Here is a 24,885-nt window from a genome sequence, read left to right as displayed (position 1 = left end):
AAGTCACTCCCCCGGATTGAGCCTTATTGCCACCGATCTTGCATGGGCATCCAGCCCTTCGCAAGTCGCAAGCGTCACCGCAGCCGGTCCCAGCGCCCGCAACTGCTCGGTGCCCAGCTTGAGGATGGAGGACCTCTTCATGTAGTCCAGCACCGACAAACCGGAAGAGAACCGTGCCGAACGCGCCGTTGGCAAGACGTGGTTGGAGCCTCCGACATAATCGCCGACGACTTCGGGCGTGTGCCGGCCGAGGAAGAAGGCGCCGGCATTGCGGATCTTTGCCATCAGCGCCTCGGGATCGGCGGTGGCGATTTCCAGGTGCTCGGCGGCGATGCGGTCTGCGAGCGGCGCTGTAGCTTCGAGATCCGGAACGACGATGATCGCGCCGAAATCGCGCCAGGAGGCGCTGGCAGTCTCGGAGCGCGACAGTAGCTTCAGCTGGCGCTCGACAGCGGCTTCTACCGCGCGTCCGAAATCCGCATCGTCGGTGATCAGGATCGATTGGGCGCCGGTATCGTGCTCTGCCTGGGCAAGAAGGTCGGCGGCGAGCCAGTCCGGATCGTTGTCGCGGTCGGCGATGACAAGCACTTCGGAGGGGCCGGCGATCATGTCGATGCCGACTGTGCCGAACACATGGCGCTTGGCGGCAGCCACGAAGGCATTGCCGGGGCCGGTGATCTTGGCGACCGGTGTGATCGTCTCGGTGCCGTAAGCGAGGGCAGCGACAGCCTGGGCGCCACCGATCCGGTATATTTCGTCGACGCCGGCGATCTTGGCGGCCGCCAGTACCGCTGGATTGATGGTGCCTTCCCGCGCCGGAACGACGATGACGATGCGTGGCACGCCGGCGACCTTTGCCGGTATGGCGTTCATCAGGACCGAGCTTGGATAGCTTGCCATGCCGCCCGGGACATAAAGCCCCACGGCCTCGATCGCCGTCCAGCGGGACCCGAGCGTCACCCCGAGCGCGTCCTCGTAGATGTCGTCCTTCGGCAATTGCCGGCGGTGGTGTTTTTCGATGCGTTCGGCGGCGAGATGCAGGGCGTCGCGCACCGATGGTTCGATGCTGGCATAGGCGGCATCGAGATCTTCTGGTGCCACGCGCATCGGCACCCGGTCGAAATCCAGGGCGTCGAATTTTAGCGAGTATTCCTTCAGCGCTACGTCGCCTCGGGCAACCACATCGGCGATGATGGCGCGCGCGGCCACATTGACGTCTTCGGACGCTTCGCGTTTGGTTGTCAAAAAGGCGGCGAAGCGCTGTTCGAAATCGTCCGCCTGCCGGTCAAGCCAGATCGCCAAGGAATGCCCTCACTCTATGCACTGTACTTAAGCCGCGCCCGGATGGCGCGGTTTCATCGTGGTTTCCCACGTGCCGCCCGTATCTGCAAGCTGAACTTCGATACAGTCCACATCGAGCAGGATAGAGCCGCCCCCGGCTAGCACCAGTTCGATGGAGCCTTCCGGGCCTTCGCCATCGCGTTCGTAAAGCACGGCAAGCAGCGACAGCACCTTTTCGGGCGCCTTTCGGTCGACGCCGATCGAGCGTACGCCTTTGACCTGCTTGAAACAGAGCGCGGAGCGGCTGCGTTCGAAACCCTTGGCGTTTCGGTCGGTTTCTTCCCAGTCGAACCGGTTGGCGGCGAGGGTGAAGTGCTTTTGTTTGGGGGTGTAGTCGACATCGGCAATGCGGAATACAGCATCCTGCATGTGCGCCGAAATCACCGTCAGATCCTCGTCATCGAGGGCAAGCAGTTTCATGGTCATCTTTACAGTCCAGCGTTTGTCGCCGGTCAGCGCCTGCCGGCCAGCATTTTCATACGCTTGAGATAAGATGCGCCAAGGCGGTTCGCAACCGCCCGGGCGATATCAAGTTGCCTATTCGCTGACCCGCTCGACGATTGCGCCGCAGCGCGTCAGCTTTTCTTCAAGCCGCTCGAAGCCACGATCGAGGTGGTAGACGCGTGACACGACCGTTTCGCCCTCGGCCGCGAGGCCCGCGATAACCAGGGATACCGATGCCCGAAGGTCGGTGGCCATGACCGGCGCGCCCTTCAGGCGCTCGACACCCTCGATGCGGGCCGTCTGGCCATTGAGCGTGATCTTGGCGCCGAGGCGGGCAAGTTCCTGCACATGCATGAACCGGTTTTCAAAAATCGTCTCGGTGATGTGGGAGGCGCCGCTGGAGCGGGTCATCAGCCCCATGAACTGCGCCTGGAGGTCGGTCGGAAAGCCCGGATAGGGATCGGTAACAACATCGACCGGCTTCAGAAGCTCGCCGTTGCGACGGACCCGGATACCGCGTTCGGTGCGGGTGATCTCGGCGCCGGCGCGGCGGATAGCCTCGATCGCCGTCTCCAGATAGGTCGTGTCGGTATCGACGATCTCCACATCGCCGCCGGTCATCGCAACCGCCATGGCATAGGTGCCGGTTTCGATCCGGTCGGGCATGACGCGGTGGCGAGCGCCCGACAGCAGGGAAACACCTTCGACGGTGATGGTCGACGTGCCCTGGCCGGTGATCTTGGCACCCATGGCATTCAGGCAGTTGGCCAGATCGACGACTTCAGGCTCGCGGGCCGCGTTGCCGATCACTGTGGTGCCGCGGGCAAGGCTCGCGGCCATCAACATCACGTGGGTCGCACCGACAGAGACCTTCGGGAAGGTGTAACGGGCGCCGATCAGGCCGCCCTTCGGGGCGCGCGCGTTGACATAGCCGCCGTCGATTTCCATTTCGGCGCCAAGTGCCTTGAGGCTTTCCAAAAACAGGTCGACCGGTCGTGTTCCGATGGCGCAGCCGCCCGGCAGCGAAACACGCGCCTGGCCTTCACGAGCGAGCAACGGCCCGATTACCCAGAAGCTGGCGCGCATCTTCGAGACCAACTCGTAGGGTGCGGTCAGATCGGCGATGGTGCGGCAGGTGAAGTGAATTGTGCGGGCATAGGAGCCATCTTGATGCTCGCGCCGGCCATTGACCGAAACATCGACGCCGTGATTTCCGAGAATGCGGATCAACTGCTCGACGTCTGCCAGGTGCGGCACGTTTTCAAGCGTCAGCGTGTCCGATGTCATCAACGAGGCGATCATCAGCGGCAGGGCCGCATTCTTGGCACCGGAGATGGGAATGATGCCATGCAGCGGGCGGCCGCCGACGATTCTGATACGATCCATAGAGTCTTGTCCCCTTGGCGCCCAGAAGGGGCGCCGTCAAACCTGCGGCCCCCTTAGCGCATTGCGAATATACATTCAAGAAAAGGCCTGTGTTGCTGTTTAGGCCGGTAAATTGGGGGAAATTGCGGCAATCAGTCCTTGTCGACAGGCTTCGGTGCGGAAAGAAGATCGCCGGGGCGGTCGTCCTCCTCGCCTTCGCGTCGCGCCCGCGCTTGGACTTTCCGGCGCGCAAGGTTTGCCCGAAGCTCGCTCTTCAGCCGCTCGGCGCGCTTTTCGGCAGCGGATTTTCCGACGCGTCGGGAATCATCGGTGCCCTGATTTGCGCCAGGTACGGACTGTGATTCCTTTTTCTGCATGATCTTGCTGCCAATTTGCGTCGTTATGCCGTTGCATAGCGCAAATGACAGGGGCGCGCAAAGCCCGGCATTGCAGGGGCTTTGGATTTTCTTTACGAAAAGTGAGCGATTGGCGCTTGCGCTCGGGCAAAAGCTATGGCAATAGCCGCCTCGCCCAACCGGTTTAACTGAATTTTCCGGTCCACGATGCTGCTATAGCTCAGGGGTAGAGCACTCCCTTGGTAAGGGAGAGGCCGAGAGTTCAAATCTCTCTAGCAGCACCATTTTTCTCCCTTTGAGATCAATGACATACCTATAAATCAATGGGTTAGGCTTCCGTTTGCTACAGCACACTGCTACAGCGGAGCTGTGGGCGACGTGCCTCTACCTATCGACTTATCCGTCGTGGAAACGTCTATCACTTCCGTTGTGCGATCCCCCGTGACATCATCGGCGCCTAGGCGGCGGATCTCTCTCGGTTCAGGGGATGGACGTGGCCGACCAGCGCTCCGGTCGTCACGGCTTCGGTCAGCAGATCAACCAGCAGCTCGATGTGTGTGGGTGCTTGATTCTCATTGATGACCGCGATCTGCATCGAGCACTCTCCGAGCGATGACCTCAAGGGATTGCGACAGCGCTCGATCAGGCGCAACAAGAGGATTTGGTCGAGGGACCGCAGCAAGCGGCAACCGGGGCCTGCTGCTCGGCCAGCCATCGGTCACGAGGCTTGCAGCTCGCTGGGCGAGGTCCGAGATCGACCCTGATTGCCTGTCCTTCAACGTATGGGAAGTCAGCTGAGAAAAGCTGCATGGGCTGGACACCGTCGCTGACTTCGAAGGTCAGCTTGGCAGAGCTGTCGAGACCAACATGTTCGGACACCTTCCTGATGATGGCGGTAAACTTGCTCGCCCTCATATGGGTCCGTTGATCCTCGTCGATATCCCAGAGTTGAACGAAAATCTCGCTCCATGCTTCCGGGTTCGCGCCGCAGTCCAAAGCCGAGAACTGCCCCGCCTTGACCTCCGTGATGTGATAGCCGGCCCTGATCGGTCGGCCTGCGTAATGAAAGACCAGCGGCATCTCAGGCCTTTCGTCGAGGGCCGTGAGCAGCGCCCCGAGCGAAATGTCGGTCTGTGAAAATTCCATCTTGTCGAGCGTCAGCATTTCAGCTACTCCATATTTCAACATTATTAGGAATATCGAAACATGGAAGAACGTCAAGCCCTCGGCGCGTTCGGTGCCCTCTCGCAAGAGACCCGCCTTCAGGTCATCCGCCTCCTCGTTGTTGCCGGTCCCGAGGGCATGGCCTCCGGCCAGATTGGTGAGCGACTTGAGGTGTCGCCCTCGAATGTTTCGTTTCATCTCAAGGAACTGGAGCGGGCTGGCTTGGTGACGATGGAACGCGAGTCCCGGTCGATTATCTACCGCGCCGACTATGCGGCACTCGGCGCATTGGTCCGCTTCCTGATGGAGGATTGCTGCGGTGGTCATCCCGAAATCTGCGCCCCGGTCGGTGCTTCGAACGTCTGCTGCTCGCCTGCGCTGAAGGAGAAGATGCGGTGACGGGCTTGGTTATGACTTCAATCCCCGGCAACGATCAGGGCTTTGTTGAAGCACTTTCGTCCGCCGCGCTGCCTGCTGATGATCTCGTGGAACAAGGTCGATGCTTCTTCAGGTTCGAGCAGGAAGGCAAGCCGGTCGGCTATGGGGGCTACGAGCTTCACGACCAAGATGTTCTCATTAGGTCGCTGGTGGTCATCCACGGTCATCGCGGCGGCGGGCTGGGGAAAATGGTTGCGGAAGCGCTCCTGCTGCAAGCGAGGCTCAGCGGGGCAACGACGGCTTACCTGCTGACCACGTCCGCGTCGGCTTTCTTCCGGCGCTTGGGCTTCAGCGAAATCGACCGCTCAGCGGCGCCCACCACCATCCTCCAAACCCGTCAAGCGGCAAGCCTCTGCCCATCCACTGCCGCGCTGATGATGCTCGAACTTCAGGAGTGACCATGTCCACTTTCGAACGCTACCTCACCATCTGGGTCGCGGCCTGCATCGTGGTCGGCATCGCACTTGGTCAAGCCTTCCCCACTGTGTTCCACGCCATTGGTGGCGCCGAGATCGCCAAGGTCAATCTGCCGGTGGCAGGTTTGATCTGGCTGATGGTCATCCCGATGCTGCTCAAGATCGACTTCTCCGCCTTGGGACAAGTTGGCCGCCACTGGCGGGGCATCGGCGTGACGCTGTTCATCAACTGGGCTGTCAAGCCGTTCTCGATGGCATTGCTCGGCTGGCTGTTCATTGGTTGGTTGTTTCGCCCGCTGCTTCCCGAGACGCAGGTCGGCTCCTACATAGCGGGTCTGATCATCCTTGCTGCAGCACCCTGCACGGCCATGGTGTTCGTCTGGTCGAACCTGACCAAGGGCGAGCCCCATTTCACGCTGTCGCAGGTGGCGCTCAACGACAGCATCATGGTGATCGCGTTTGCGCCTATCGTAGCACTTCTGCTTGGTCTCTCCGCGATCACCGTTCCTTGGGACACACTCATTCTCTCGGTGGTGCTCTACATCGTCCTGCCGGTTATCGCAGCGCAAATGCTTCGGCGCATCCTCCTCATCGGCGGATCGACACGTCGATTGGATGGCCTGCTGGCGAGGCTACAGCCTCTGTCTCTGGTCGCCCTGCTTGCCACCCTCGTGCTGCTGTTCGGTTTCCAGGGTGAGCAGATTCTGGCGCAGCCTGCTGTCATCGGTCTGCTCGCCGTGCCGATCCTCATACAGGTCTACTTCAACGCTGGGCTCGCTTATCTCCTGAACCGACTGAGCGGGGAGGAGCACTGTATTGCCGGTCCCTCCGCCTTGATCGGAGCCTCTAATTTCTTCGAACTTGCCGTTGCCGCTGCGATTAGTCTGTTCGGGTTCAATTCCGGTGCGGCGCTTGCCACGGTCGTCGGCGTTCTGATCGAGGTGCCCGTCATGCTCACTGTGGTCTGGATCGTGAACCACAGCAAGGGCTGGTACGAGCGCGGTCTGCCAGCTCGAAAACCCATTGCCTCCGAAAGGGTCTGATTCATGCAAGTCACCATCTACCACAATCCCGAATGCGGGACGTCCCGAAACACGCTGGCGCTTATCCGTCACGCAGGCATCGAACCGTCTGTAATTGAATACCTCAAGACGCCGCCGTCTCGCGCCGCGTTGGTGAAGATGATCGCTGACGCTGGACTGACAGTGCGGCAAACCATCCGTGAGAAGGGCACACCCTATGCAGAACTCGGGCTCGACAAACCCGAGGTGACGGACGCGCAGCTTCTCGACGCGATGCTTGGACATCCGCTCCTGATCAACCGCCCCTTTGTCGTCACGCCGCGTGGGACGCGCCTTTGCCGTCCGTCGGAGTTGGTGCTCGATATCCTCCCGGCCGACGCCTTCAAGGGGTCGTTCGTCAAGGAAGATGGTGAACGGGTGCTGGACGACGAGGGCAAGCGCATTGCCTGATTTGCCTGCAGCCGGTCTCGAACATCTGCGGATGCCGGACCTATTATGATCGGGTTGTTGACGTGATGGAGGAGTTGATGAAGTTCACGCTTCTCACGCGTGACGTCTCGGGCTATCTGACCGATCGATACAGCGAGCGGAAGGAAGAAGCCGCAAAGCTTGAGCAACGGGTGGGCCTGAAGTCGATATGAGACAGCATTATGAGCGCGTTCCGGTTGCCATCGTGGTGGCGCTGGGGCTCACCCAAATCATCGGCTACGGGACGCTTTATTACAGCTTCAGCATTCTTGCGCCGGATATGGCCAAGGACCTTGGCTGGTCCGTCGATCAAGTCTTCGGCATCTTCTCGGGTTCCCTGCTGGTGGGCGGTGTCATTGCGCCGCTGCTGGGGCGATACATGGACAAGTTCGGAGCTGGTCGGCTCATGACGATTGGTTCGATGGTTGCGGCGTTCACGCTTCTGCTCTGCGCCTATTCGAACTCTGCGCTCGCTTTCGTCGCTGCCATCGTTCTGCTGGAAATTGCATCCGGGATGGTTCAGTATCAGGCGGCTTTTGCAGCGCTTGTCGAGACCCGACCGCACGCAGCCGGAAAAAGCATCACGTACCTCACCCTGATTGCGGGTTTTGCCTCGACATTGTTCTGGCCGATAACCAGCGCTCTTCACTTGCATCTATCCTGGCGGGAAATTTACCTCATCTATGCAATATTGAACCTGATTATCTGTGTGCCGATCCACTTCTGGATAATGCGCAGCCGTTCGCGGTCAAACCTCGGAAGCACGGTCGAGGAGCCACCTGTCAGGCATTTGCAGGGCGCGCTGCCAATGGCAGGACGCCGCTCGGCTTTTTTTGTGGCCTCGGGTGCCTTTGCCCTGCAAGGCTTCGCCTTGTCGGCAATGCTTGTGCACATGGTGCCGATGCTGACCGGCCTGGGACTCGGCGGAGCGGCGGTGGTCGTCAGTGCGATCTTCGGTCCCTCGCAAGTCCTGAGCAGATTTATCAACATGATCTTCGGCAGCAACCTTTCACCGCCGCTGCTTTCAATCCTGTCGGCATCCTTTATCGTGAGTGGTATCGTTGTGCTGGTGGCCTCGGGTGGCTGGCTTGTCGGCGCAGTCGCCTTCGCAATCCTTCTGGGGCTGGGCTCGGGGCTCAACAGCATTGTGCAGGGCTCACTGCCGCTGTGGCTATTCGGCTCGGAAGGCTACGGGGCCTTGACCGGGAAAATGGCCGCGATCCGCCTGGTTGCAGGGGCTGCTGCTCCATTTACGTTCGCGGCCTTCACGGAGAACCTGGGCATCAGCATCTCGCTCACATTGACGGCATTGCTGGGCGGTGTCGGGCTGGTTGGTTTCGAGGCGGTGCGAAGGCTGGCAGGAAGGTCGGTTGCCGCGTGACGTCCGTGTGTTGATGATCGTCGGGTGATCAACGGCATCTAGCTGCGGTTTCGCACCGGCTCGCTCATCTCCACGTGCTACGGCAAAGATCCTCGCAACTTCCTCTCTGCCGCCAAACTCGTTGCAGCGGCGCATCTGGATCAGGTCGTTATGAATCTGTACCCTAGAAACCCAAGTGTTAAACGCGGACGTGAGCGCTAAAGGAAAGTGTTTAAGATGAGTTGTAGCTAACATCATTCAGCCACCTGCCAGCTCCGCGCGTCTCTGGAGCGCGGGCAATCACAACCTCCATCCATTTGTGGTACGACACGTCTCCAAAAGCAGGTGGTCTTCCATCTGTTGCTGTAGCAACGCCGGTTGCTGCAGCAACAAACAGAATCCAATGAAGCGATTTCCTTAAATAGCAAACTGATGCAGGGTGATAGGGCACATTTAGTAAAGCGTTTTGTAAACAAGAGGGAGGCTGCCATGGCGTCTAAAAAATATCCCGCCTCAAAAATAAACCGGGCAAGGCGGCATTTCCTCGGTCTGACTGCAGCGGCAACTGCCAGAGTTGCGGCAATCGGCGTCTCCGTCTCGACGGCCGTTGCCCCTTCGGTTACGCAAGCCCTGGGAAGGAAGTGGTGGAACAAAGGAGGCAACACGGGTGGGGGCGCAAACTGCTTCCTTCGCGGCACATCGATCATGACATCGACGGGCGAGGTGCGTATCGAGAATCTCAGGATTGGTGACCTCGTTCAAACGGTTCGTGGATATACCATGCCGATCAAGTGGATCGGCCGCCAAGTGTATCGGAAAGCAGGCGAGACCTGGCCGACGGGCGCACTGCCAGTCTGTATCGCGCGGCATGCCCTTGATGATGTCATCCCTCACCGCGATCTCTATCTGTCCCCCCGCCATGCGCTGTTGATTGACGGTGTGTTGATTCAGGCTCTTGATCTGGTCAACGGAACGTCGATCACAGTAGTTCCTCGGACGGATAGCGACACCATCGAGTACTTGCACATCGTACTCGATACCCACGAAGTGATTCTGGCCGAAGGTGCCCCGGCAGAAACATTCCTTGCCGTGGCCAATAACTATGAACGCTTTTCCAATTTCGCTGAGTTCTCTGCTCTCCGCAGCGGTACCTCACATGCCACCATGTCCCCCTTCGCGCCGATCGTCGGCGAAAGCGGCCGGACACATCTCAAGGCGCTCCTCAAATTGGCGGGCTTTGGCGCCCCCACATCCGAGTTGCTTGAGACGGCCTATGACAGAATCGCAGAGCGTGGCGAAAAGATCTGCGGATGACATCAGACCAGCCGCAGTGTGAATGAAGGTGCCAATCGGCTCGGCCAAATCTCCTCCCTCAGGGCCAGTCTGAGCGGGCATTCCTGATCATGTCGACCATTCCGTTGCGCCTGCTGCCACATTGGGGCTGTGCGGCTTTGCAGGCTCTAAACCTTCACCTTTTGCTTCGACGAAATGCCCGTCAAATCCCGGGCGGCCAAGAAATGCGCCAAGGATCTGCGGCAGTTGCGGGTTACTTCGAGGCTTGGATATGCTATTCGCCTAAGGAGCAGGTGTGCTCGAAGGGTGGAATGGGCGGCATGTTTTCTGTTTGGGGTGGTGTTCGACGGGTCCACGCAAGTGGCAGCAGTAAATGTCTGTCCGTCTTGGTTCTGGCAGCAGCGTTGTTGCTTCAGTCCTGCGGCGGCCGTCCGCAAGGGGTCATGTCGCCGGTTGCAGGCGACACGTCAGGAGCCGAGGCTGTGGTCGACATGCTGGTGGTCACCAGCCGGCAGAGGTCGCAGGACCCCGGACAATTGTTCTCCGGTGAACGAAGCGCCTCACCGTCGGTGACGGAGGTGTCGATTTCGATCCCGCCAAAGCGCGAGGCCGGCACGGTGCAATGGCCGAAGAAGCTGCCTCCGGATCCGAAGACCGACTTTTCGGTAGTTCGCGTCCAACCGCTGACCAGCCGCACCGAAGCCCTGAGCTGGATCAACCAGCATAGCCGCAACGGCCACGCCATGGTGTTCGTCCACGGCTTCAACAATACCTACGAGGATGCCGTCTTTCGCTACGCGCAGATCGTTCATGACTCCGGTGCGAGCGTGACGCCCATCCTGTTCACCTGGCCGTCGCGGGCCAGCGTGTTCGACTACAACTACGACAAGGAAAGTACCAACTTTTCCCGCACGGCACTCGAACAGGCCCTTCGCGCGTTGTCGCAGGACAAGAAGATTACCGACATCACGGTGCTCGCCCATTCCATGGGCACATGGCTGGCGATGGAAGCGCTCAGACAGATGTCGATCCGTGATGGGGCGATTTCGCCGAAAATCCAGAATGTCATTCTTGCGTCGCCGGATATCGATATCGACGTTTTTGCCAAGCAATGGACGGAAATCGAGGGCAAGCGGCCGAGTTTCACGGTATTCGTCTCTCAGGACGACAAGGCGCTTGCGCTGTCCAGGTTCATTTCGGGCGACGTGATGCGGCTGGGTGCGATCGATGCCTCCACGCAACCTTACCGGAGCGATCTCGAAAAGGCAGGCATCCAGATCGTCGATCTCACCCAGGTCAAGACCGAGGACCGGCTCAACCACGGCAAGTTTGCCGAGAGCCCGGAAATCGTCCAGCTCATTGGCAAGCGCCTCGTCAACGGCCAGACGCTGACCGATTCCAATGTCACGCTTGGCGAGGGCATCACAGCTGTCGTTGCTGGTACCGCCGGAAATATCGGCAAGGTCGCCGGTACGGCCGTATCGACGCCGGTGTCGATTCTTGAACAGAAGAAGAAGTCGAAAAAGGTCGAGGACCTCGACGAGACCTTGAGCGACGCCCCGTCGGTCCTTGAATAGCTGAGTTAGAGACCGTCAGGATTGAATGGTTCCATTCGACCCTGACGGGTTCCAGCAATCAGACCTGGACGAAATGCGCGTCGCGCGGCAGATCCGAGAGAATCTCCGGGCCGTCCTCGCGCAGGATGACGATATCCTCCAGGCGGATGCCGAAACGTCCAGGTAGGTAAATGCCGGGCTCGATGGAGAACACCATGCCTTCTTCCAGCACGGTTTCTGAAGTTGCTGTGATATAGGGCGGCTCATGGCCGTCGATGCCCATGCCATGGCCGGTGCGGTGGACGAAATACTCGCCATAGCCGGCATCGGTAATGACTTTACGCGCGGCGGCATCGACCTCCTTGGCCAGCACACCCGGACGGGCTGCCTTGAGCGCGGCCTGCACGGCCTTTTCGACGATCGTGTGGATCTCGCCATAGCCTTCCGGCGGCAGGCCGATGACCGCCATGCGGGTGATGTCGGAGGGAAAACCCTGCTTGCGGCCGCCGATGTCGATCACGACTGCATCGCCTTCCTGGACGACGCGCTCGCTCGCGGAATGATGCGGAAAAGCGCCGTTGCTGCCGGCGCCAACGATCCAGAACTGCGGTTCGGCACCTTCGGACGTGAAGTGCGCGCGGATTTCGGCTGCGACCTGGTTCTCGGTCATGCCCGGCTTGATCGTGGCAAAGGCCGCCTGAATTGCGCGGTCGGCGATGCCGGCATTCATTTTGAGCTTTGCGTATTCGGCGCTGTCCTTGCGCATCCGCAAACCGCCGAGCGTGTTGGGTGTGAAATCGCGCTTGGTGTCGGCGGGCAGGGCGTCGAGCAACAGCAGTGCGAAATCGGCGCGCATGGTTTCATCGAGCGCCACAAGGCCGGGGGCGGTTGCGTCAATACCGGCAAGCGCGTCATTCAGTGCCGCAACTGGGCCCACGTCGTCAGCCCAGTTGAAGAATTCGATCGCTGTGAATTCACGACTACCTTCAGCATTCAGCGCCGGCATCAGGAAGGCTTCCTTCTCGGCAGCAATCAGCAACAGGCACGGACGCTCATCCGGATGCGGATGAAAGCCCAACACCCAGTCCATATGCGAGCCCGGCGCGATGGCGACAAGGCCGGTGCCGGTGTCTGCCATGCGCTTGCGCAGTGCGGCGAGGCGGGCTGTGGTTTGTTCGGACATGGAAATCATCCTTGATCAGTTGGCGGGAATTACGATGCGGCTGCCGAACACGGGTTCGTCGCCGGCAAAAACGTTGAAGGCCGCAAGTTCGGCCTCGGGAGGAGATTCGCAAGAACCCTTCCGGCTCGGCACCCAGCCGGCCTGACGCTTGAGAATGGCGGCATATTCCGCCCGCTTCAGCGCTGCGATCGACGGGTCGATCACCGGCACGCCGAGTTCCTTCTCGATTTCCTTGTAAAAGCCGATCTCCATCGTGCAGCCGAGGATCAGCGATTCCGCGCCGTCTTCCTCAACCGCCTTGCGACCGGCAGCCAGCAGACGGCGGTTGGTCTCGGCATGGTCCTTCTGGAAATCGTCGACGCCCAGGCCGACATCGTAAAAGCCGGCGAGGCGTTCGGCGTGGCCATAGGAATGCACGGTTGCCTGCATCTGGTGGATCCACTTGCGGCGGCCGACGATGATGCCGAAGCGGTTCGACAGGCTGGCTGCGATTTCGCAGGCTGCGACGCAGGGGCCGGTGATGATCATGTCGCCCGAGATCTCGCGGGCATCATGTAGTGCAGTGTCGTAGAAGCAGCCGATCGCCAGCGCGTCGAAGCCTTCTTCGGCGGCGGCGCGGACGGCGCGCAGGATCCCGCGTGTCACCATAGCTTCGTAGGTGCGGAACTCGATATGCGAGAAGGCATAGTGCTCCTTGGGCAGCGCCGTCACATGCACTTCCGTTCCCGGCAGCTTGTGATCGCGCGCCATGTCGGCAAAGATCGGATCGACGACAGCATCATCGCCGACCGGGTTGAGGTACATGATCTTCAATGGCTTCTTGTCAGTCATCCGTCGTTTCTCCTCAGTTTCCCGCATCGTCGGTTACCCGGACGACGATTTTTCCACACTGGCTGTTGCCGAGCATATGGTTGTAGGCATCCATGGTCTGATCGAACTGGAAGATGTGGTCGATGACCGGCCGGAACCGGCCTTCGGAGATCTGCCGCATGACGAAAGCGATACCCTCGGCGAGTTCGTCAGGGAACATCACATGGTTGAACATCGAATAGGGATGGATCGTCCCCTTGACGCGGGTTATCGGCAGGATCGGAAAGATCGGGTCTTCGTCGTCGAGTTGGCCGTAGTTCAAGATCTTAGCGGCCCAGTTGAGCCCGTGGCAGTAATCTTCGGCGAAGCGGCCGCTGACCGGATCGAAGACGACGTCTACCCCCCTGCCTTGTGTCGCAGCGCGGATTTCGAGCGAGAAGTCCACGCCTTTCTTGGTGACGATCACATGATCGGCGCCGACGCTTTTCAAAAAGGCAATTTTCTGTTCCTGGCGGGTGGTTGCGATAACGTTGGCACCGAGCGCCTTGGCCATCTGGATCGCGCCGACGCCAGCACTGGAGGCCGCAGCCGCGATCAGCACCGACTTACCGATGGAAAGCTCTCCTACGGTGACGAGTGCAAAATAGGCAGTCAGGTATTGCATCCAGACCGAGCATGCCTCGGTGGCGGTGAAGCCCTCGGGCCAGGGAGCGACGTACCCGGCGGGGACGATGGCGAATTCGCCCTGAACGCCATGCCGTTCAGACTGGGTGGTGAAGAAGGGGACTGTGGAAACCCGGTCGCCGACCTTGATGTGATCGACGCCCGGACCAACGCTGTCGACGATGCCGGCGGCCTCTGAGCCGATGCGCGAGGGGAGCTTGAGCTCGGTGTAGTGCGAGCCGGTGATGTAGAGGATATCGGCACGGTTGAGCGCGAAGGCATCCACTTTCAGACGGACTTCGCCGGGGCCTGGCTCTGCGAGCGCCGCATCATTGATAGTCAGAAACTCAGGGCCGCCGAGCTTTTCGACGTGAACGATCCTAGGCATTTCAAATATTCCTCCCTATTTGATATGTCTTGTTGGCCAAGTGCAGGCAAAGTCACCCCGTCGGTGGCATCGCAAGCGATGCCACCTTGTCAAAACGGGATAACGGAGGTCGTGGAGCGTCGGTGACTGCGTCTCAGGAGACGCCGTACACCTCGCGGGCGCGCTCGGCGGTGATCAGGCCGTTGCGAATATCTTCCTGCACGAGTGCCGGATCGCGATCCTTCGGGTTGCCGATGCCGCCGCCGGCACCGGTGATGACGCGGATGACGTCATCGGTGTCGACGCGGATACCCGAGGCAAATGCATAGCGCTCGCTGGTGCCGTCCTTGCGCATGACGAGCGCGTAGTTGGCGGAGCCTTCATTGCCGCCGTCAAGCGACCAGGGCAGGATTCGCGAGCGGGTATAGCCGAGCGTCAGGAACGAGTTGTCGCGACGGATGCGGTAGTCGAGCTTGATGCCATGACCACCGGTCCACTTGCCTTCGCCGCCCGGCTCGGTGTTGAGCTCCATGCGGTCGACGAACAGGCCGTTGCGGGCTTCGGAGATTTCCGCCGGGCAGTTATAGGTTTCCCCATGTACGCCCGAGAAGATCGCACTGTTGCCGTCGCTGCCTGCCGATGCACCCCAGCCGCCGATCTGCGGCTCGATGATCGTGTATTGGCGGCCGGTGTCCGGATGGATGCCACCGATAAAGGTGCCGGCGATCGACGAGAAATGACCGGCTGGCAGCTTTTCCGGCATGTGTGGCGCAAGGCAGCGCCAGACAAGGTCATAGGCGCGGATGCCGATTTCATAATAGAAGCCGACGGCTGCCGGTTCTTTGGCGTGGAAGCAGGTGCCTTCCTTGGTCAGCACCTTGAGCGGCCGGAAGGAGCCTTCATTGGCCGGTGAGGTCGGGTCGGTCAGCGCCTTGAAGATCACCTGCATGCTGACCAGCGTGTCGTCATGACCGGCATTCGATGGGCCCGCGTCCTGATCGGGATTGTCCCGGAGGTCGATGACGAATTCGTCGGCCGAGATCTTGATTTTGACGTTGAAGAAGCGACCGTCGTCCTGCTCTTCGGTCAGCTCGAAGTTGCCATGCGGCAGCTTGGCGAGCTCGGCGACCGCGATCTTTTCACCGTGGTTCATGAAACTGTCCATCGCGGCCTCGAAGGTGGCCACGGTGTACTTTTCAGCCAGCTCGGCCAGGCGCTTGGCGCCGATGCGCACCGATGCGATGGCCGCCCAGAGGTCGCCCTCGAGGAAGTCGGGCATGCGCGAGTTGACGGTGATGATGTCGAAGATGCCGGGGATTGCCTCGCCCTTCGAAATCATCTTGATGGCTGGTAGGCGCAGGCCTTCCTGGAAGATTTCGGTCGCATCGGCCGACAGCGAGCCGGGTGATTTGCCGCCGACATCGGAGTTGTGGGCGATGTTGGCCGTCCAGGCGATCAGCTTGCCGCCAACGAAGACGGGCATGCATACCACCAGGTCGTTGAGGTGCGTCACACCGCCATAATAGGGGTCGTTGGTGATGAAGACGTCGCCCGGCTCGATCTGGCCGGGCTTGTCGAACTTCTCCAGCAGCACCTTCACGGATTTGTCGAGCACGCCGATGAAGCCGGGGATGCCGGCGCCAGAGGAGGCGAGGCGGCCTGCCGCGTCGGTAATGCCGGTGCCCATGTCGAGCACTTCGTAGATGATCGAGCTCATAGCCGTCTTGCGCATGGCGGCAAACATTTCATCAGCCGTCGCCTGCAGCGAGTTCTGGATGATTTCGAGCGTGATCGGGTCGTGGGAAACTGAAGTCATGTCTCGCACTCCTCAAGCCTTGAGATGGATATGGATGTTGCCGAAGCCGTCGACCTCGACGCGATTTCCGGGATGAATGACGATCGTCGTGCCCGGATCTTCGATGATCGCCGGGCCGGTGAAGTTCATCCCGGGCTCGAGCTTCTCGCCGTTGTAGATCTGGGCCGTGTGAACGCCTTCCAACGCATAGTCGACGTCGCGTTCGCCCTTCAGCGCGGCAGATGCCGGCGTCGAGCCGAGCGGGTGTTCCTGCATCTTCAGCTTGCCAACCTCGGCGGAGGCGACGAGATGGATGCCGACCAATTCCACGGGTGCATCGAGGCGATAGGTGTATTCGCGTTCGTAGGTTTCGTGGAAGGCAGTCTCGATGCCGGCAAGGCTGGCATCCGTTATCACGCCTTCGATCAGCACTTCGGTCGTGTGTTCCTGGTTCTGGTAGCGGAACTTGCCGTAGCGCAGGAATTTGACCTTGGCCTTGTCCACGCCTTCCTCGCCGAACTGGCTGAGCGCCAGGGCTTCGGTTTCGGCAAACAGGGCTTCGATGGCAACCGCTGCGCCGGCATTGAGGTCGGCGAGCTTGGTGACGAAGTAGTCGCGGCGCAGGTCGGACATCATCATGCCCCAGGCTGAGAAAACCGCAGCGCCAGCCGGGATGACGACCTTCTTGACGCCCAGTTCCTGTCCCAGCGCTGCAGCATGCATAGCGCCGCCACCGCCGAAAGCAACGAGCGTGAAGTCGCGCGGGTCATGGCCGCGGTTGAGCGACACGAGCTTGAGCGCATTGACCATGTTGTTGTTGGCAATGCGGATGATGCCGCGGGCCACGTCGCTGGCCGATGTGCCGAGTTTCGCGCCGACATCGGTCAATGCCTTCTCGGTCGCGGCCATGTCGGCGACGACGGAGCCGCCGCAGAAATAATCGCGGTTGATGCGGCCGAGCCAGAGATTGGCGTCGGTGGTGGTGGCGCTGGTGCCGCCACGGCCGTAGGCGGCCGGGCCGGGCATGGCGCCTGCGGATTTCGGGCCGACATGCAGCTTGCCGAAGTCATCGACCCAGGCGATCGAGCCGCCGCCATTGCCGATTTCGACGAGATCGACGACCGGCACCATGATCGGGTAGCCGGCCGACGTGCGGTCGCGCTCGATCCAGTAGTCGGTCATGATCTTGACCTTGCCGTCCTCGATCAGCGAGCACTTGGCGGTGGTGCCGCCGATGTCGAGCGCCAGCACGTTCTTTTCGCCGATCAGCTTGCCGAGTTCGGCAGCGCCCCAGAAGCCCGAGGCCGGGCCGGATTCGACCATGGTGATCGGGATCTTTTTGACGGAATCCAGCGAATCCACGCCGCAGTTCGACTGCATGATGAACAGGTTGCCATCGAAGCCCTTGGCTGCGAGCCCCTCGTTCAACCGCGTGAGATAACGCTCGGCGGTCGGCTGCACATAGGCCGACATGACTGCGGTGTTGGTCCGCTCGTACTCACGCCACTCGCGGGTGATCTGGTGCGACGCGACCGTGGCGATTTCAGGCCACAGGCGCTTGATTTCGGCAATCGTTGCCTGCTCGTGGCTCGGATTGGCGTAGGAATGCAGGAAGCAGACGGCAATCGCTTCCACGCCATCGGCGCGGTAGGCATCGAGGATCGCGGGCAGGCCCGAAAGATCCAGCGGCTTCATTTCCTCGCCGTGGTAGTTGAAGCGGCCCGGAAGTTCGCAGCGCAGGTAGCGCGGCACGAAAGGCTCCGGCTTCTTGTAGTGCAGATTGAAGAAATCCGGCCGGTTACCGCGGGCGATCTCGAGGCTGTCGCGGAAGCCTTCGGTGGTGATCAAGCCGACCTTTACGCCCTTGCGTTCGGTCAGCGCATTGATGACGACCGTGGTGCCGTGGGCCAAGAAATCGACAGACTTGGGATCGACGCCGCCCTTCTCCAGTACATTAAGTACGCCCTGCTCGAAGTTGGGCGGCGTCGTGTCGGATTTCGCGGTGGTAATCCGCGAAACGCCGGTCTGATGATCTGTCTCGAAACATACGAGGTCGGTAAACGTGCCACCAACGTCGGTGGCCACGCGAATGGTCTTTCCGCTCATGCTTCACTCCCTTTGCGCTTCTTTTCGTGCAACAGCATGCAGACCGCGCCCGGCAGCTTCAGGGCTTCGGCGGCACGCACCTTCTCCTCGGTGTAGAACCCCCTGTCATGCAGGCAGTTCAGCGTGCCGATGACTTCGCCATCGACGATGATCGGCACATTGATGACGGATTCGCATCCAAGCGACTTGATCAGCTCGTGGTCGTCGAAGACCTCGGCGATCTCTTCGATCGTGTTGGCAACGAATGTCTTCTTCTGGTTCAGGGTGATCTCGGACCAATGCGTCTCGTTGTAAGGCTTGGTCCCCGAAACCGGGTAGACGTCCGGCATGTTGGAATAGGTGCGCTCGGACAGCTTGTCGGTCGTATCTGACGTCATGATGGTGAACAGCTTTACGCCGACGAGCGCCTTGGTCAGGGCTTCGAGCGCGGCATAGGCTTTTTCGGGCTGTCCGCCGGCTTCAGCAACGGCGGCGACGAATTTTGCGTATTCAGGCATTTCCATTCTCTTGCTCCATGATCCTGTCGCGGAGGATAGCTTCCTCCTGGCTCACGACAGGGACTGCGCCGATCAGCCGGCGCGTATAGACGTGTTGGGGGTTGGCGAAGATGTTTTGCGTATCGCCGAGTTCGACCAGCTTGCCCTTTTCGAAGACGGCGACGCGATCGGCGATGTTGCGCACCACCGAAAGGTCGTGGGTGATGAAGACGTAGGTCAGGCCGCGCTTGTCTTTCAGGTCCTTGAGAAGCCTGAGGACACGCGCCTGGACGAGGACGTCGAGCGCCGAGGTCGGCTCGTCGAGAACCACCAGCTCGGACTGGCAGGCGAGCGCACGCGCAATGGCCACGCGCTGGCGCTGGCCGCCCGAGAGTGCCGAGGGCGAGCGGGTGCGGAATTCCGCTGGCAACCCGACTTCCTCCAGCAATTCGCCGGTGCGCGCGGCACGCCCGGATTTGTCGCCGATATCGTGCACGTCGAGCGCCAGCCGGAGGGAGGCGCCGATCGAGCGACGCGGATTGAGTGACGACAACGGATTTTGCTGCACCAGCTGGATCGCGCGCCGATGCTCCTGCATACGCCTGGCGGGCAGTTCGGTGCCGTTGAAAGCCAGACGACCGGAGGTTGCCCCGTAGATGCCGAGAATGATGTTGGCGATGGTCGACTTACCGGAGCCGGATTCGCCGACGATTGCCAGACATTCACCCTTCGCTACATCGAAGGAGACGTTGTCCAGCGCCTGAACGGTGCGGCCATTGACGTCGAACTGCTTGGAGACGTTGGCGACGGAAAGAAGCGTGCTCATGCCAGGAGCTCCTTTTCGCTATAGCCCTGATGCGCCACCAGCGGCGCGAGGAACTGTTTCGGATCGTCGTCGAGATCGGGAATGCCGCCGCCGGTGATGCGCGGCACGGCTGACAGCAGCGCACGCGTGTAGGGATGCTGCGGATTGGCGAAGAGGTCCGCCGTCGGACCCTGTTCGACGATGTTGCCCTTGTAGATCACATAGACCCGGTCGGCGAATTCGCGCACGACGCCGAGATTGTGCGAGATGAACAGCACCGAGGTCTGGTGCTTCTCGACCAGCGCGCTCATCAACTTCAGCGTCTGGGCCTGCACCGTCACATCGAGCGCGGTGCCCGGCTCGTCGGCCAGTAGCAGCGCCGGATTGTTGGCGAGCGCCATGGCGATCATCACGCGCTGGTTCATGCCGCCCGAAAGCTGGAAGGCATAGGAGTCGAGCACGCGTTCCGGTTCGTTGATGGCGACATCGGCAAGTGCCGTGATTGCCTTCTGGCGTGCCAGTTCGTTCGTGATGCCGGGTTCGGCGCGTTCTAGGACTTCCTTGAACAGGGTGAAGATCGTGTAGACCGGATTGAGCGAGGACGTCGGATCCTGGAATATCATCGACATCTTGGTGCCGCGCAGCGCGTGGCGGGACGCGGGCTTCAGGGTTTCGAGGTTGGTTCCCTCGAACTCGACCGTGCCGGAGATCCGCGCACTCTTCAACTGCTGCAGCATGCCGAGCACGATGCGCGCCGTCACCGACTTGCCGGAGCCGGACTCGCCGACAAGCGCGACGCGCTCGCCCTTCTGGATGTGCAGGGAGATGCCGTGAAGGACCTCCAACGTACCGGACCAGGTCTTGAAACCAAGCTTGAGTTTGTCGATCTTGAGTGTGGGTGTGGTCATTGCTCGCCCCCCAGGATTTCGCGCAGTGCGTCACCGATCAGGTTGAAGCCGAAGACGGCGATCAGGATGGCGAGGCCGGGGAACACGGTCAGCCACCAGCTGTCCGGCAGGTACTTCGCCCCTTCCGCCACCATCGAACCGAGATCCGGTGTCGGCGGTTGCACGCCGAGGCCGAGGAACGACAGAGAGGAGGCGATCAGGATGACGAAGCCGAAATCGAGCGTCATCTTGGTGAGGATCGAGGGCACGCAGTTCGGCAGGATCTCGCGGAACATGATGTGCATCTTCGACGCACCGATGACCTCGGCGGCCAGCACGTAGCCTTCTTCCTTTTCCGAGCGGACGAGGTTGTAGACAAGACGGGTGTACCAGGGCCACCACATCGCGGTCACGGCGATCATGCCGTTGGTCAGCGTCGGCTCCAGCAGACCCATGACCGACATGGCCAGCACCAGCGGCGGGATCGACAGGAAGACGTCGGTGATCCGCATCAGCAGATATTCCGTCCAGCCGCCGAGATAGCCGGCAGCAAGCCCGATGGCGACGCCAATCGGCACGGCGATGGCCAGCACGACGATGCCGAGGATCAGAGAAATCCGGTAGGCATAGACGACGCGAGTGAACAGGTCCCGGCCGACAAGATCGGTGCCGAAGATGTTCGGCCATTGCGGTGGCTTGTTGAAATTGGTGAAATCGACCACTGCACCGACATGCTCGGGGAAGGGCGTGATGAAGTCAGCGAAGATGGCGGACAGCACCACGATACCGACGAGAATGAGGCCGATCAGCGACAGCGGGTTGTGCGTGAGCACGACGAGGGTTTTCTTCATGATGCCCTCTGCGACAGACGGATGCGCGGATTGATGATCGACACGAGAAGGTCGACGATGAGGTTCACGATCAGGAACATGGCGGAAATGATCAGCACCGTGCCGACGATTGCGTTGAGATCCTTGCGCAGGATTACGGCGACGCCGTAGCGCGACAGGCCGGGCCAGGCATAGACGGCTTCGACCAGGAAGGCGCTGCCCAGCATGGCGGCGAAATCCAGTCCGATGATCGTCAGCGACGGGATGAGCGAGGGGCGGAAGGCATAACGCCGGGCAATGCGCTTTTCCGGAAAACCGTAGGCTTCAGCCATCTCGATATAGGGCTTATCGTAGGTCTCGACCATGTTGGAGCGGACCAGCCGTGCGGCCTGACCAATGCCGGACAAAGCCAGCGCGAAAGCCGGCAGGATAATGTGCCATACGGCATTGCCGAACGCCTTGAGATTGCCCGCGATCAGCGTGTCGAGCAGCAGGAAACCGGTGATGCTCTGGATGCTGAACGTATCGGAGATGCGCCCGGCAATCGGGAAGATCTTGATGAAATAGGAGAAAACCAGCATCAGCACCACCGCCCAGACGAAGGCGGGCGCCGATACGCCGAGCAGCGTGACCAGCCGAATCGTGTGATCGACCCAGGTGCCGCGGTAGCGCGCCGAGAGAATTCCGAGCGGCAGGCCGATGGCCACCATCATGATGCCGGAGACGATGACCAGTTCCAGCGTTGCCGGAAGGAACAGGGTGATATCGGCCATCACGGGGCGATTTGTATAAAGCGACATGCCGAGATCGCCGCGAAACAGATCGGAGACGAAGTAGCCATATTGGGCAAGGAAGGAATCGTTGAGATGCAACTTATCCCTGAGCGCAGCCACGGCTTCGGCCGTCGCATTCGGGCCGAGCGCGATGCGCGCGGGATCGCCGGGGATTACCCGGGCAATCGCGAAGATCAGTAGGGAAACCCCGATCAATACGATCAAAGAGGTTCCCAACCGCTTCGCAAGGAGGCGGACTAAAGGAGACATGGCTGGTTCTTTCCGTTTCGAAGTCAGTCAGGAGGAAAACCCCTCCCAAACCCTCCCCGCAAGGGGGAGGGCTTAGCCTGTCGAACCGTCTCTTCCGAACCACTAAGCTCGGATGTACGGCACTGCTTCATTGCTAGGCGAGAGGGTGCCCGGCCTTAAGCCCTCCCCCTTGTGGGGAGGGATTGGGAGGGGCCTTTCACTCGCCCGGCGACTGCACCTAGTCCTTCATTTCCATCAGGCGGAAGTTGAAGCCGAAACCTGCAAGGGCGAATGCCTTGGACGGATCGGAAAGTGCCGGCACCGACACGCGGTTGGAGGCGGCGAACACGGCCGTCTGGTCCTGTGCGAAGATCGTCGGAGCCAGCGCGCGCAGGCGTTCGTTCAGCTCGGTGTAGATCTTGGCGCGTTCGGCGTCGTCGGTCGTGGTGCGGCCCTTTTCGAGCAGCGCGTCGACTTCCTTGTCCTTCAGGTATTCCGGAGACATCCAGGTGCCGCCGGCGGTCGAGTGATACATGCCGTAGAGCAGCGTATCGGGATCGCCAGACATGGTGTTGACGAAGACCTGCGAGATTGCAGGTGTGTTCTCCGGCTTGGAGATCTGTTCGACGAACAGAGCCCAGGGCAGCTTCTTGACTTCGGCCTTAATGCCGAGCTCGGAGAAGTTTGCTTGCATGAGTAGGGCGAAACGCTCTTCGAGCGGGACTTCGCCGATCCAGGAAAGCTCGACCTTCATGTCTTCAGGCTTGTACTTGCACTTGGCGAGATGTTCCTTCGCCTTATCGATGTCCTTCTTCATCGCCTTGTCGGCAGGAAGCGCACCGAGCATGCCGACGGGGATCGCGCCGGTCGCCGGGCTGCCCTGCGAGACGGTGTCGGTGACGCCGACCATCTTGACGCCGGATTCGTAATCGAAGGCGTAGGAAACCGCGAGGCGGCATTCGATGTCGTCGAAGGGGGCCTTGGTCGTGTTCATCTTGATGTAGAAGCCGGTCGTGCCCTTCTCCTCAAGCAGCTGGGCGCCTTCGGCGGCGAGCGACTTCAGGACTTCCGGCGGCAGCCAGGACGAGGAAATGTCGTGTTCGCCCTGAGAAATCAGCGTGCGGACCGTTGCCGCTTCCAGGCCGTAGCGGAAGCGGACGGTATCCGGCGCCTTTGCCGGGACCTTCAGGAAGTAGTCGGCGTTCTTCGCCATGACCGTTTCTTCCTGCGGATTGTGCGAGACAACCTTGTAGGCGCCCGAGCCGGCGGCGTGCCCGGTCAGATAAGCCTGTCCCCAGTCCTTCATCTCGCCATCGCCGGCAGCGAGGTTTTCCATCACCAGTTTCTTGTCGACGATCGGCAGGCGAGTCAGCGCCGAAATGAACGGCGCATAGACTTCCTTGAGCGTGAACTTGACGGTCGCCGGATCGACGGCTTCCGCCTTCTCGACATTGGTGAAGAGGTAGGAAAGGCCCTGGCCGAGCGCCATCATGCGGTTGTAGGAGAACACCACGTCATCAGCAGTGAGGGCGTTGCCGCTCTGGAACTTCACATCGTTGCGAAGCTTGAACGTGTAGGTCTTGCCGTCAGTTTCCCAGCCGGATGCCAGGAATGCGTCGTAGCCGGGTTGGCCCTGCTTCGGAATGACGAGCGTGTCATAGATGTTGAACATCAGGATGGAGTCGGCATAGTCAGATGCCTTGGCCGGGTCGAGTTCGCCAACCGGCACTTCATCGAGGCGGAGAACGGTTTCCGCAGCGGCGTAGCTGTGCAGCGAAGCCGCGGCCAAGAGAGCGGCGGCGACTGTCTTCAAACTCTTTTTCATTTGGGGTTCCCCTTGTTTACAACAGGTTTTGGCGCGCTGCGCCTGTTTGCAGCTCTTGTCACGACAAGGCTGGAATCGGCATCTCCAGATTGTTCGGCGTCGCCGAACACGTCCATGGTGCAGGTGTGGAAGACCGTCGTCGGGTTGACGGTGTGGTTCCAGACCACGTGGGTCCGGGTCGACGGGAAATGTGCGGTGTCGCCTGCATGCAGAACCAGCGGTTCTCCATCGAGTTCGATCGTCAGCTCTCCCGCGACGATGTAGAAGATCTCCTCGCCCTCATGCGACATGGGTTCGCTGCGGAAGCCCGGTGGCTCGTGAATGAGGGTGCTGCGCAAGATGTTTCCCGGAAAAGAGGCCGAAAGCCGCTCGTAGGTCACGTCCCTGCCGGCGGCGCCAAGGCCGTAAACCGCGCGTCCGTCGCCGCGCGTCACTGGTGCGGCGGATTTCGGCTGTTTGAAAAACGAGCCGACATCGACTTTCAGGACACGGCACACGGAAACCAGGGAAGTCAGGGAAGGCACGGTGATGCCGCGCTCGATCTGCGAGATGAACCCGACCGAGAACCCCGCCTGATCCGCGATGTCCTGCAGGGTGAGCTTCAGTTGCTTGCGGCGATCCCGCAAGCGCTCGCCGAGCGGCGCTAGCTGATGCTCGCTTTCATGCGTTTCTGCTTTACCATTTGGCGCCACGTTCCCACACCTTTTTTAGTATTACTTCAATCAAATGACATTCCGGTGAAATGTCAAGATTTTTTTAGTCGGACTAAAAAAATGACACATTTTTCACTCGGGTCGATGTGCTTCGCTCTCCATCCCTCTACGCGACTGGATGAAATCTGGACTCAATTCCTGCGAACCATTGCGAATTATAGCAAGCATACTATAGATGAT

25 protein-coding genes, 1 tRNA gene and 1 pseudogene are annotated in these 24,885 nt (G+C 60.4%); 9 read left to right on the top strand and 18 right to left on the bottom strand.

The features are described from left to right. Positions 1 to 3: 3 nt before the first annotated feature. The 4 genes from hisD to JJB09_RS10095 form a co-directional block, all read right to left on the bottom strand. Complete coding sequence (gene hisD, locus JJB09_RS10110; protein WP_201657020.1) at positions 4 to 1,302, bottom strand: histidinol dehydrogenase; 1,299 nt, start codon at positions 1,300 to 1,302, stop codon at positions 4 to 6. 27 nt (positions 1,303 to 1,329) lie between these two features. Continuing rightward, positions 1,330 to 1,767 (bottom strand): DUF2948 family protein, encoded by a 438-nt coding sequence (locus JJB09_RS10105; RefSeq protein WP_201657018.1) that lies wholly within the window; start codon positions 1,765 to 1,767, stop codon positions 1,330 to 1,332. Between the two features lie 111 nt (positions 1,768 to 1,878). Then, positions 1,879 to 3,171 (bottom strand): UDP-N-acetylglucosamine 1-carboxyvinyltransferase, encoded by a 1,293-nt coding sequence (gene murA / locus JJB09_RS10100; RefSeq protein WP_201657016.1) that lies wholly within the window; start codon positions 3,169 to 3,171, stop codon positions 1,879 to 1,881. Between the two features lie 131 nt (positions 3,172 to 3,302). Continuing rightward, positions 3,303 to 3,527, bottom strand: coding sequence for a hypothetical protein (locus JJB09_RS10095; RefSeq protein ID WP_201657013.1), 225 nt, complete (start codon positions 3,525 to 3,527; stop codon positions 3,303 to 3,305). Between the two features lie 188 nt (positions 3,528 to 3,715). On the opposite strand from JJB09_RS10095, the gene JJB09_RS10090 reads away from it, so the two are divergent. After that, positions 3,716 to 3,790: transfer RNA gene (locus JJB09_RS10090), tRNA-Thr, on the top strand. 173 nt (positions 3,791 to 3,963) lie between these two features. Here JJB09_RS10090 and JJB09_RS10085 read toward each other — a convergent pair. Together JJB09_RS10085 and JJB09_RS10080 are read right to left on the bottom strand one after the other, a co-directional pair. Continuing rightward, a complete protein-coding gene (locus JJB09_RS10085; RefSeq protein WP_201657010.1) occupies positions 3,964 to 4,101 on the bottom strand; it encodes a hypothetical protein in 138 nt (45 codons plus the stop codon). Between the two features lie 47 nt (positions 4,102 to 4,148). After that, the gene (locus JJB09_RS10080; RefSeq protein WP_201657008.1) at positions 4,149 to 4,670 is read right to left on the bottom strand and encodes a DUF6428 family protein; all 522 of its coding nucleotides are present in this window, start codon (positions 4,668 to 4,670) and stop codon (positions 4,149 to 4,151) included. Between the two features lie 42 nt (positions 4,671 to 4,712). Here JJB09_RS10080 and JJB09_RS10075 point away from each other — a divergent pair, with 42 nt between their 5' ends. The 8 genes and pseudogenes from JJB09_RS10075 to JJB09_RS10040 all read left to right on the top strand — a co-directional run bounded on the left by JJB09_RS10075 (position 4,713) and on the right by JJB09_RS10040 (position 11,244). After that, positions 4,713 to 5,069, top strand: a complete 357-nt coding sequence (locus JJB09_RS10075) for an ArsR/SmtB family transcription factor (protein WP_201657005.1) — start codon at positions 4,713 to 4,715, stop codon at positions 5,067 to 5,069. After that, positions 5,066 to 5,506, top strand: a complete 441-nt coding sequence (arsN2, locus tag JJB09_RS10070) for an arsenic resistance N-acetyltransferase ArsN2 (RefSeq protein ID WP_343229008.1) — start codon at positions 5,066 to 5,068, stop codon at positions 5,504 to 5,506. The genes JJB09_RS10075 and arsN2 overlap by 4 nt, the downstream gene beginning before the upstream one ends. A 2-nt stretch (positions 5,507 to 5,508) precedes the next feature. Further along, on the top strand, positions 5,509 to 6,567 hold the full coding sequence (gene arsB / locus JJB09_RS10065) for an ACR3 family arsenite efflux transporter (protein ID WP_201657002.1): 1,059 nt from the start codon (positions 5,509 to 5,511) through the stop codon (positions 6,565 to 6,567). Positions 6,568 to 6,570: 3 nt separating this feature from the next. Beyond that, the gene (gene arsC, locus JJB09_RS10060) at positions 6,571 to 6,996 is read left to right on the top strand and encodes an arsenate reductase (glutaredoxin) (RefSeq protein WP_201656999.1); all 426 of its coding nucleotides are present in this window, start codon (positions 6,571 to 6,573) and stop codon (positions 6,994 to 6,996) included. Positions 6,997 to 7,034: 38 nt separating this feature from the next. After that, positions 7,035 to 7,187 (top strand): annotated as a pseudogene (locus JJB09_RS10055) (arsenical resistance protein ArsH); the annotation flags it as partial. Next, entirely contained in the window at positions 7,184 to 8,395 is a 1,212-nt protein-coding gene (gene arsK, locus JJB09_RS10050; RefSeq protein WP_201656996.1) for an arsenite efflux MFS transporter ArsK, read from the top strand. The pseudogene JJB09_RS10055 and the gene arsK, both read left to right, overlap by 4 nt. Before the next feature lie 357 nt (positions 8,396 to 8,752). After that, positions 8,753 to 9,688 carry a Hint domain-containing protein gene (locus tag JJB09_RS10045; protein ID WP_343229007.1) on the top strand — a complete coding sequence of 312 codons (936 nt, stop codon included), beginning with the start codon at positions 8,753 to 8,755 and terminating at the stop codon, positions 9,686 to 9,688. 299 nt (positions 9,689 to 9,987) lie between these two features. Continuing rightward, positions 9,988 to 11,244 carry an alpha/beta hydrolase gene (locus tag JJB09_RS10040; protein ID WP_425523704.1) on the top strand — a complete coding sequence of 419 codons (1,257 nt, stop codon included), beginning with the start codon at positions 9,988 to 9,990 and terminating at the stop codon, positions 11,242 to 11,244. Between the two features lie 58 nt (positions 11,245 to 11,302). Here the strand turns inward: JJB09_RS10040 and JJB09_RS10035 are convergent, their stop codons facing one another. The 12 genes from JJB09_RS10035 to JJB09_RS09980 all read right to left on the bottom strand — a co-directional run bounded on the left by JJB09_RS10035 (position 11,303) and on the right by JJB09_RS09980 (position 24,684). Then, positions 11,303 to 12,406: a M24 family metallopeptidase gene (locus JJB09_RS10035; RefSeq protein WP_201656991.1), complete on the bottom strand. Its 1,104-nt coding sequence runs from the start codon at positions 12,404 to 12,406 to the stop codon at positions 11,303 to 11,305. 15 nt (positions 12,407 to 12,421) lie between these two features. Further along, the gene (locus tag JJB09_RS10030) at positions 12,422 to 13,237 is read right to left on the bottom strand and encodes an aspartate/glutamate racemase family protein (protein WP_201656988.1); all 816 of its coding nucleotides are present in this window, start codon (positions 13,235 to 13,237) and stop codon (positions 12,422 to 12,424) included. A 13-nt stretch (positions 13,238 to 13,250) separates the two neighbouring features. Further along, positions 13,251 to 14,267: a zinc-dependent alcohol dehydrogenase family protein gene (locus JJB09_RS10025; RefSeq protein ID WP_201656985.1), complete on the bottom strand. Its 1,017-nt coding sequence runs from the start codon at positions 14,265 to 14,267 to the stop codon at positions 13,251 to 13,253. A 133-nt stretch (positions 14,268 to 14,400) separates the two neighbouring features. Continuing rightward, complete coding sequence (locus JJB09_RS10020; protein ID WP_201656982.1) at positions 14,401 to 16,062, bottom strand: hydantoinase B/oxoprolinase family protein; 1,662 nt, start codon at positions 16,060 to 16,062, stop codon at positions 14,401 to 14,403. 12 nt (positions 16,063 to 16,074) lie between these two features. Then, a complete protein-coding gene (locus JJB09_RS10015; protein ID WP_201656979.1) occupies positions 16,075 to 18,147 on the bottom strand; it encodes a hydantoinase/oxoprolinase family protein in 2,073 nt (690 codons plus the stop codon). Next, positions 18,144 to 18,644, bottom strand: coding sequence for a GAF domain-containing protein (locus tag JJB09_RS10010; protein WP_246748660.1), 501 nt, complete (start codon positions 18,642 to 18,644; stop codon positions 18,144 to 18,146). The genes JJB09_RS10015 and JJB09_RS10010 overlap by 4 nt, the downstream gene beginning before the upstream one ends. Beyond that, the gene (locus tag JJB09_RS10005) at positions 18,637 to 19,449 is read right to left on the bottom strand and encodes an ATP-binding cassette domain-containing protein (RefSeq protein WP_201656973.1); all 813 of its coding nucleotides are present in this window, start codon (positions 19,447 to 19,449) and stop codon (positions 18,637 to 18,639) included. The genes JJB09_RS10010 and JJB09_RS10005 overlap by 8 nt, the downstream gene beginning before the upstream one ends. Next, positions 19,446 to 20,336 (bottom strand): ABC transporter ATP-binding protein, encoded by an 891-nt coding sequence (locus JJB09_RS10000; RefSeq protein WP_201656970.1) that lies wholly within the window; start codon positions 20,334 to 20,336, stop codon positions 19,446 to 19,448. The genes JJB09_RS10005 and JJB09_RS10000 overlap by 4 nt, the downstream gene beginning before the upstream one ends. After that, positions 20,333 to 21,166: an ABC transporter permease gene (locus JJB09_RS09995; RefSeq protein WP_201656967.1), complete on the bottom strand. Its 834-nt coding sequence runs from the start codon at positions 21,164 to 21,166 to the stop codon at positions 20,333 to 20,335. The genes JJB09_RS10000 and JJB09_RS09995 overlap by 4 nt, the downstream gene beginning before the upstream one ends. Continuing rightward, complete coding sequence (locus tag JJB09_RS09990; RefSeq protein WP_201656963.1) at positions 21,163 to 22,188, bottom strand: ABC transporter permease; 1,026 nt, start codon at positions 22,186 to 22,188, stop codon at positions 21,163 to 21,165. The genes JJB09_RS09995 and JJB09_RS09990 overlap by 4 nt, the downstream gene beginning before the upstream one ends. Positions 22,189 to 22,405: 217 nt before the next feature. Then, positions 22,406 to 23,992, bottom strand: a complete 1,587-nt coding sequence (locus JJB09_RS09985; protein ID WP_201656960.1) for an ABC transporter substrate-binding protein — start codon at positions 23,990 to 23,992, stop codon at positions 22,406 to 22,408. After that, positions 23,989 to 24,684, bottom strand: coding sequence for a cupin domain-containing protein (locus tag JJB09_RS09980; RefSeq protein WP_201656957.1), 696 nt, complete (start codon positions 24,682 to 24,684; stop codon positions 23,989 to 23,991). Before JJB09_RS09980 ends, JJB09_RS09985 begins: the two co-directional genes overlap by 4 nt. Positions 24,685 to 24,885 lie beyond the last annotated feature (201 nt).

The sequence above is a fragment of the Phytoamicus setariae genome (genome assembly GCF_016722925.1).
Classification (GTDB): domain Bacteria; phylum Pseudomonadota; class Alphaproteobacteria; order Rhizobiales; family Rhizobiaceae; genus Rhizobium_E; species Rhizobium_E setariae.
Note: the sequence above shows the minus strand (reverse complement) of the source record. Positions and strands in the feature narration are given on the sequence as shown.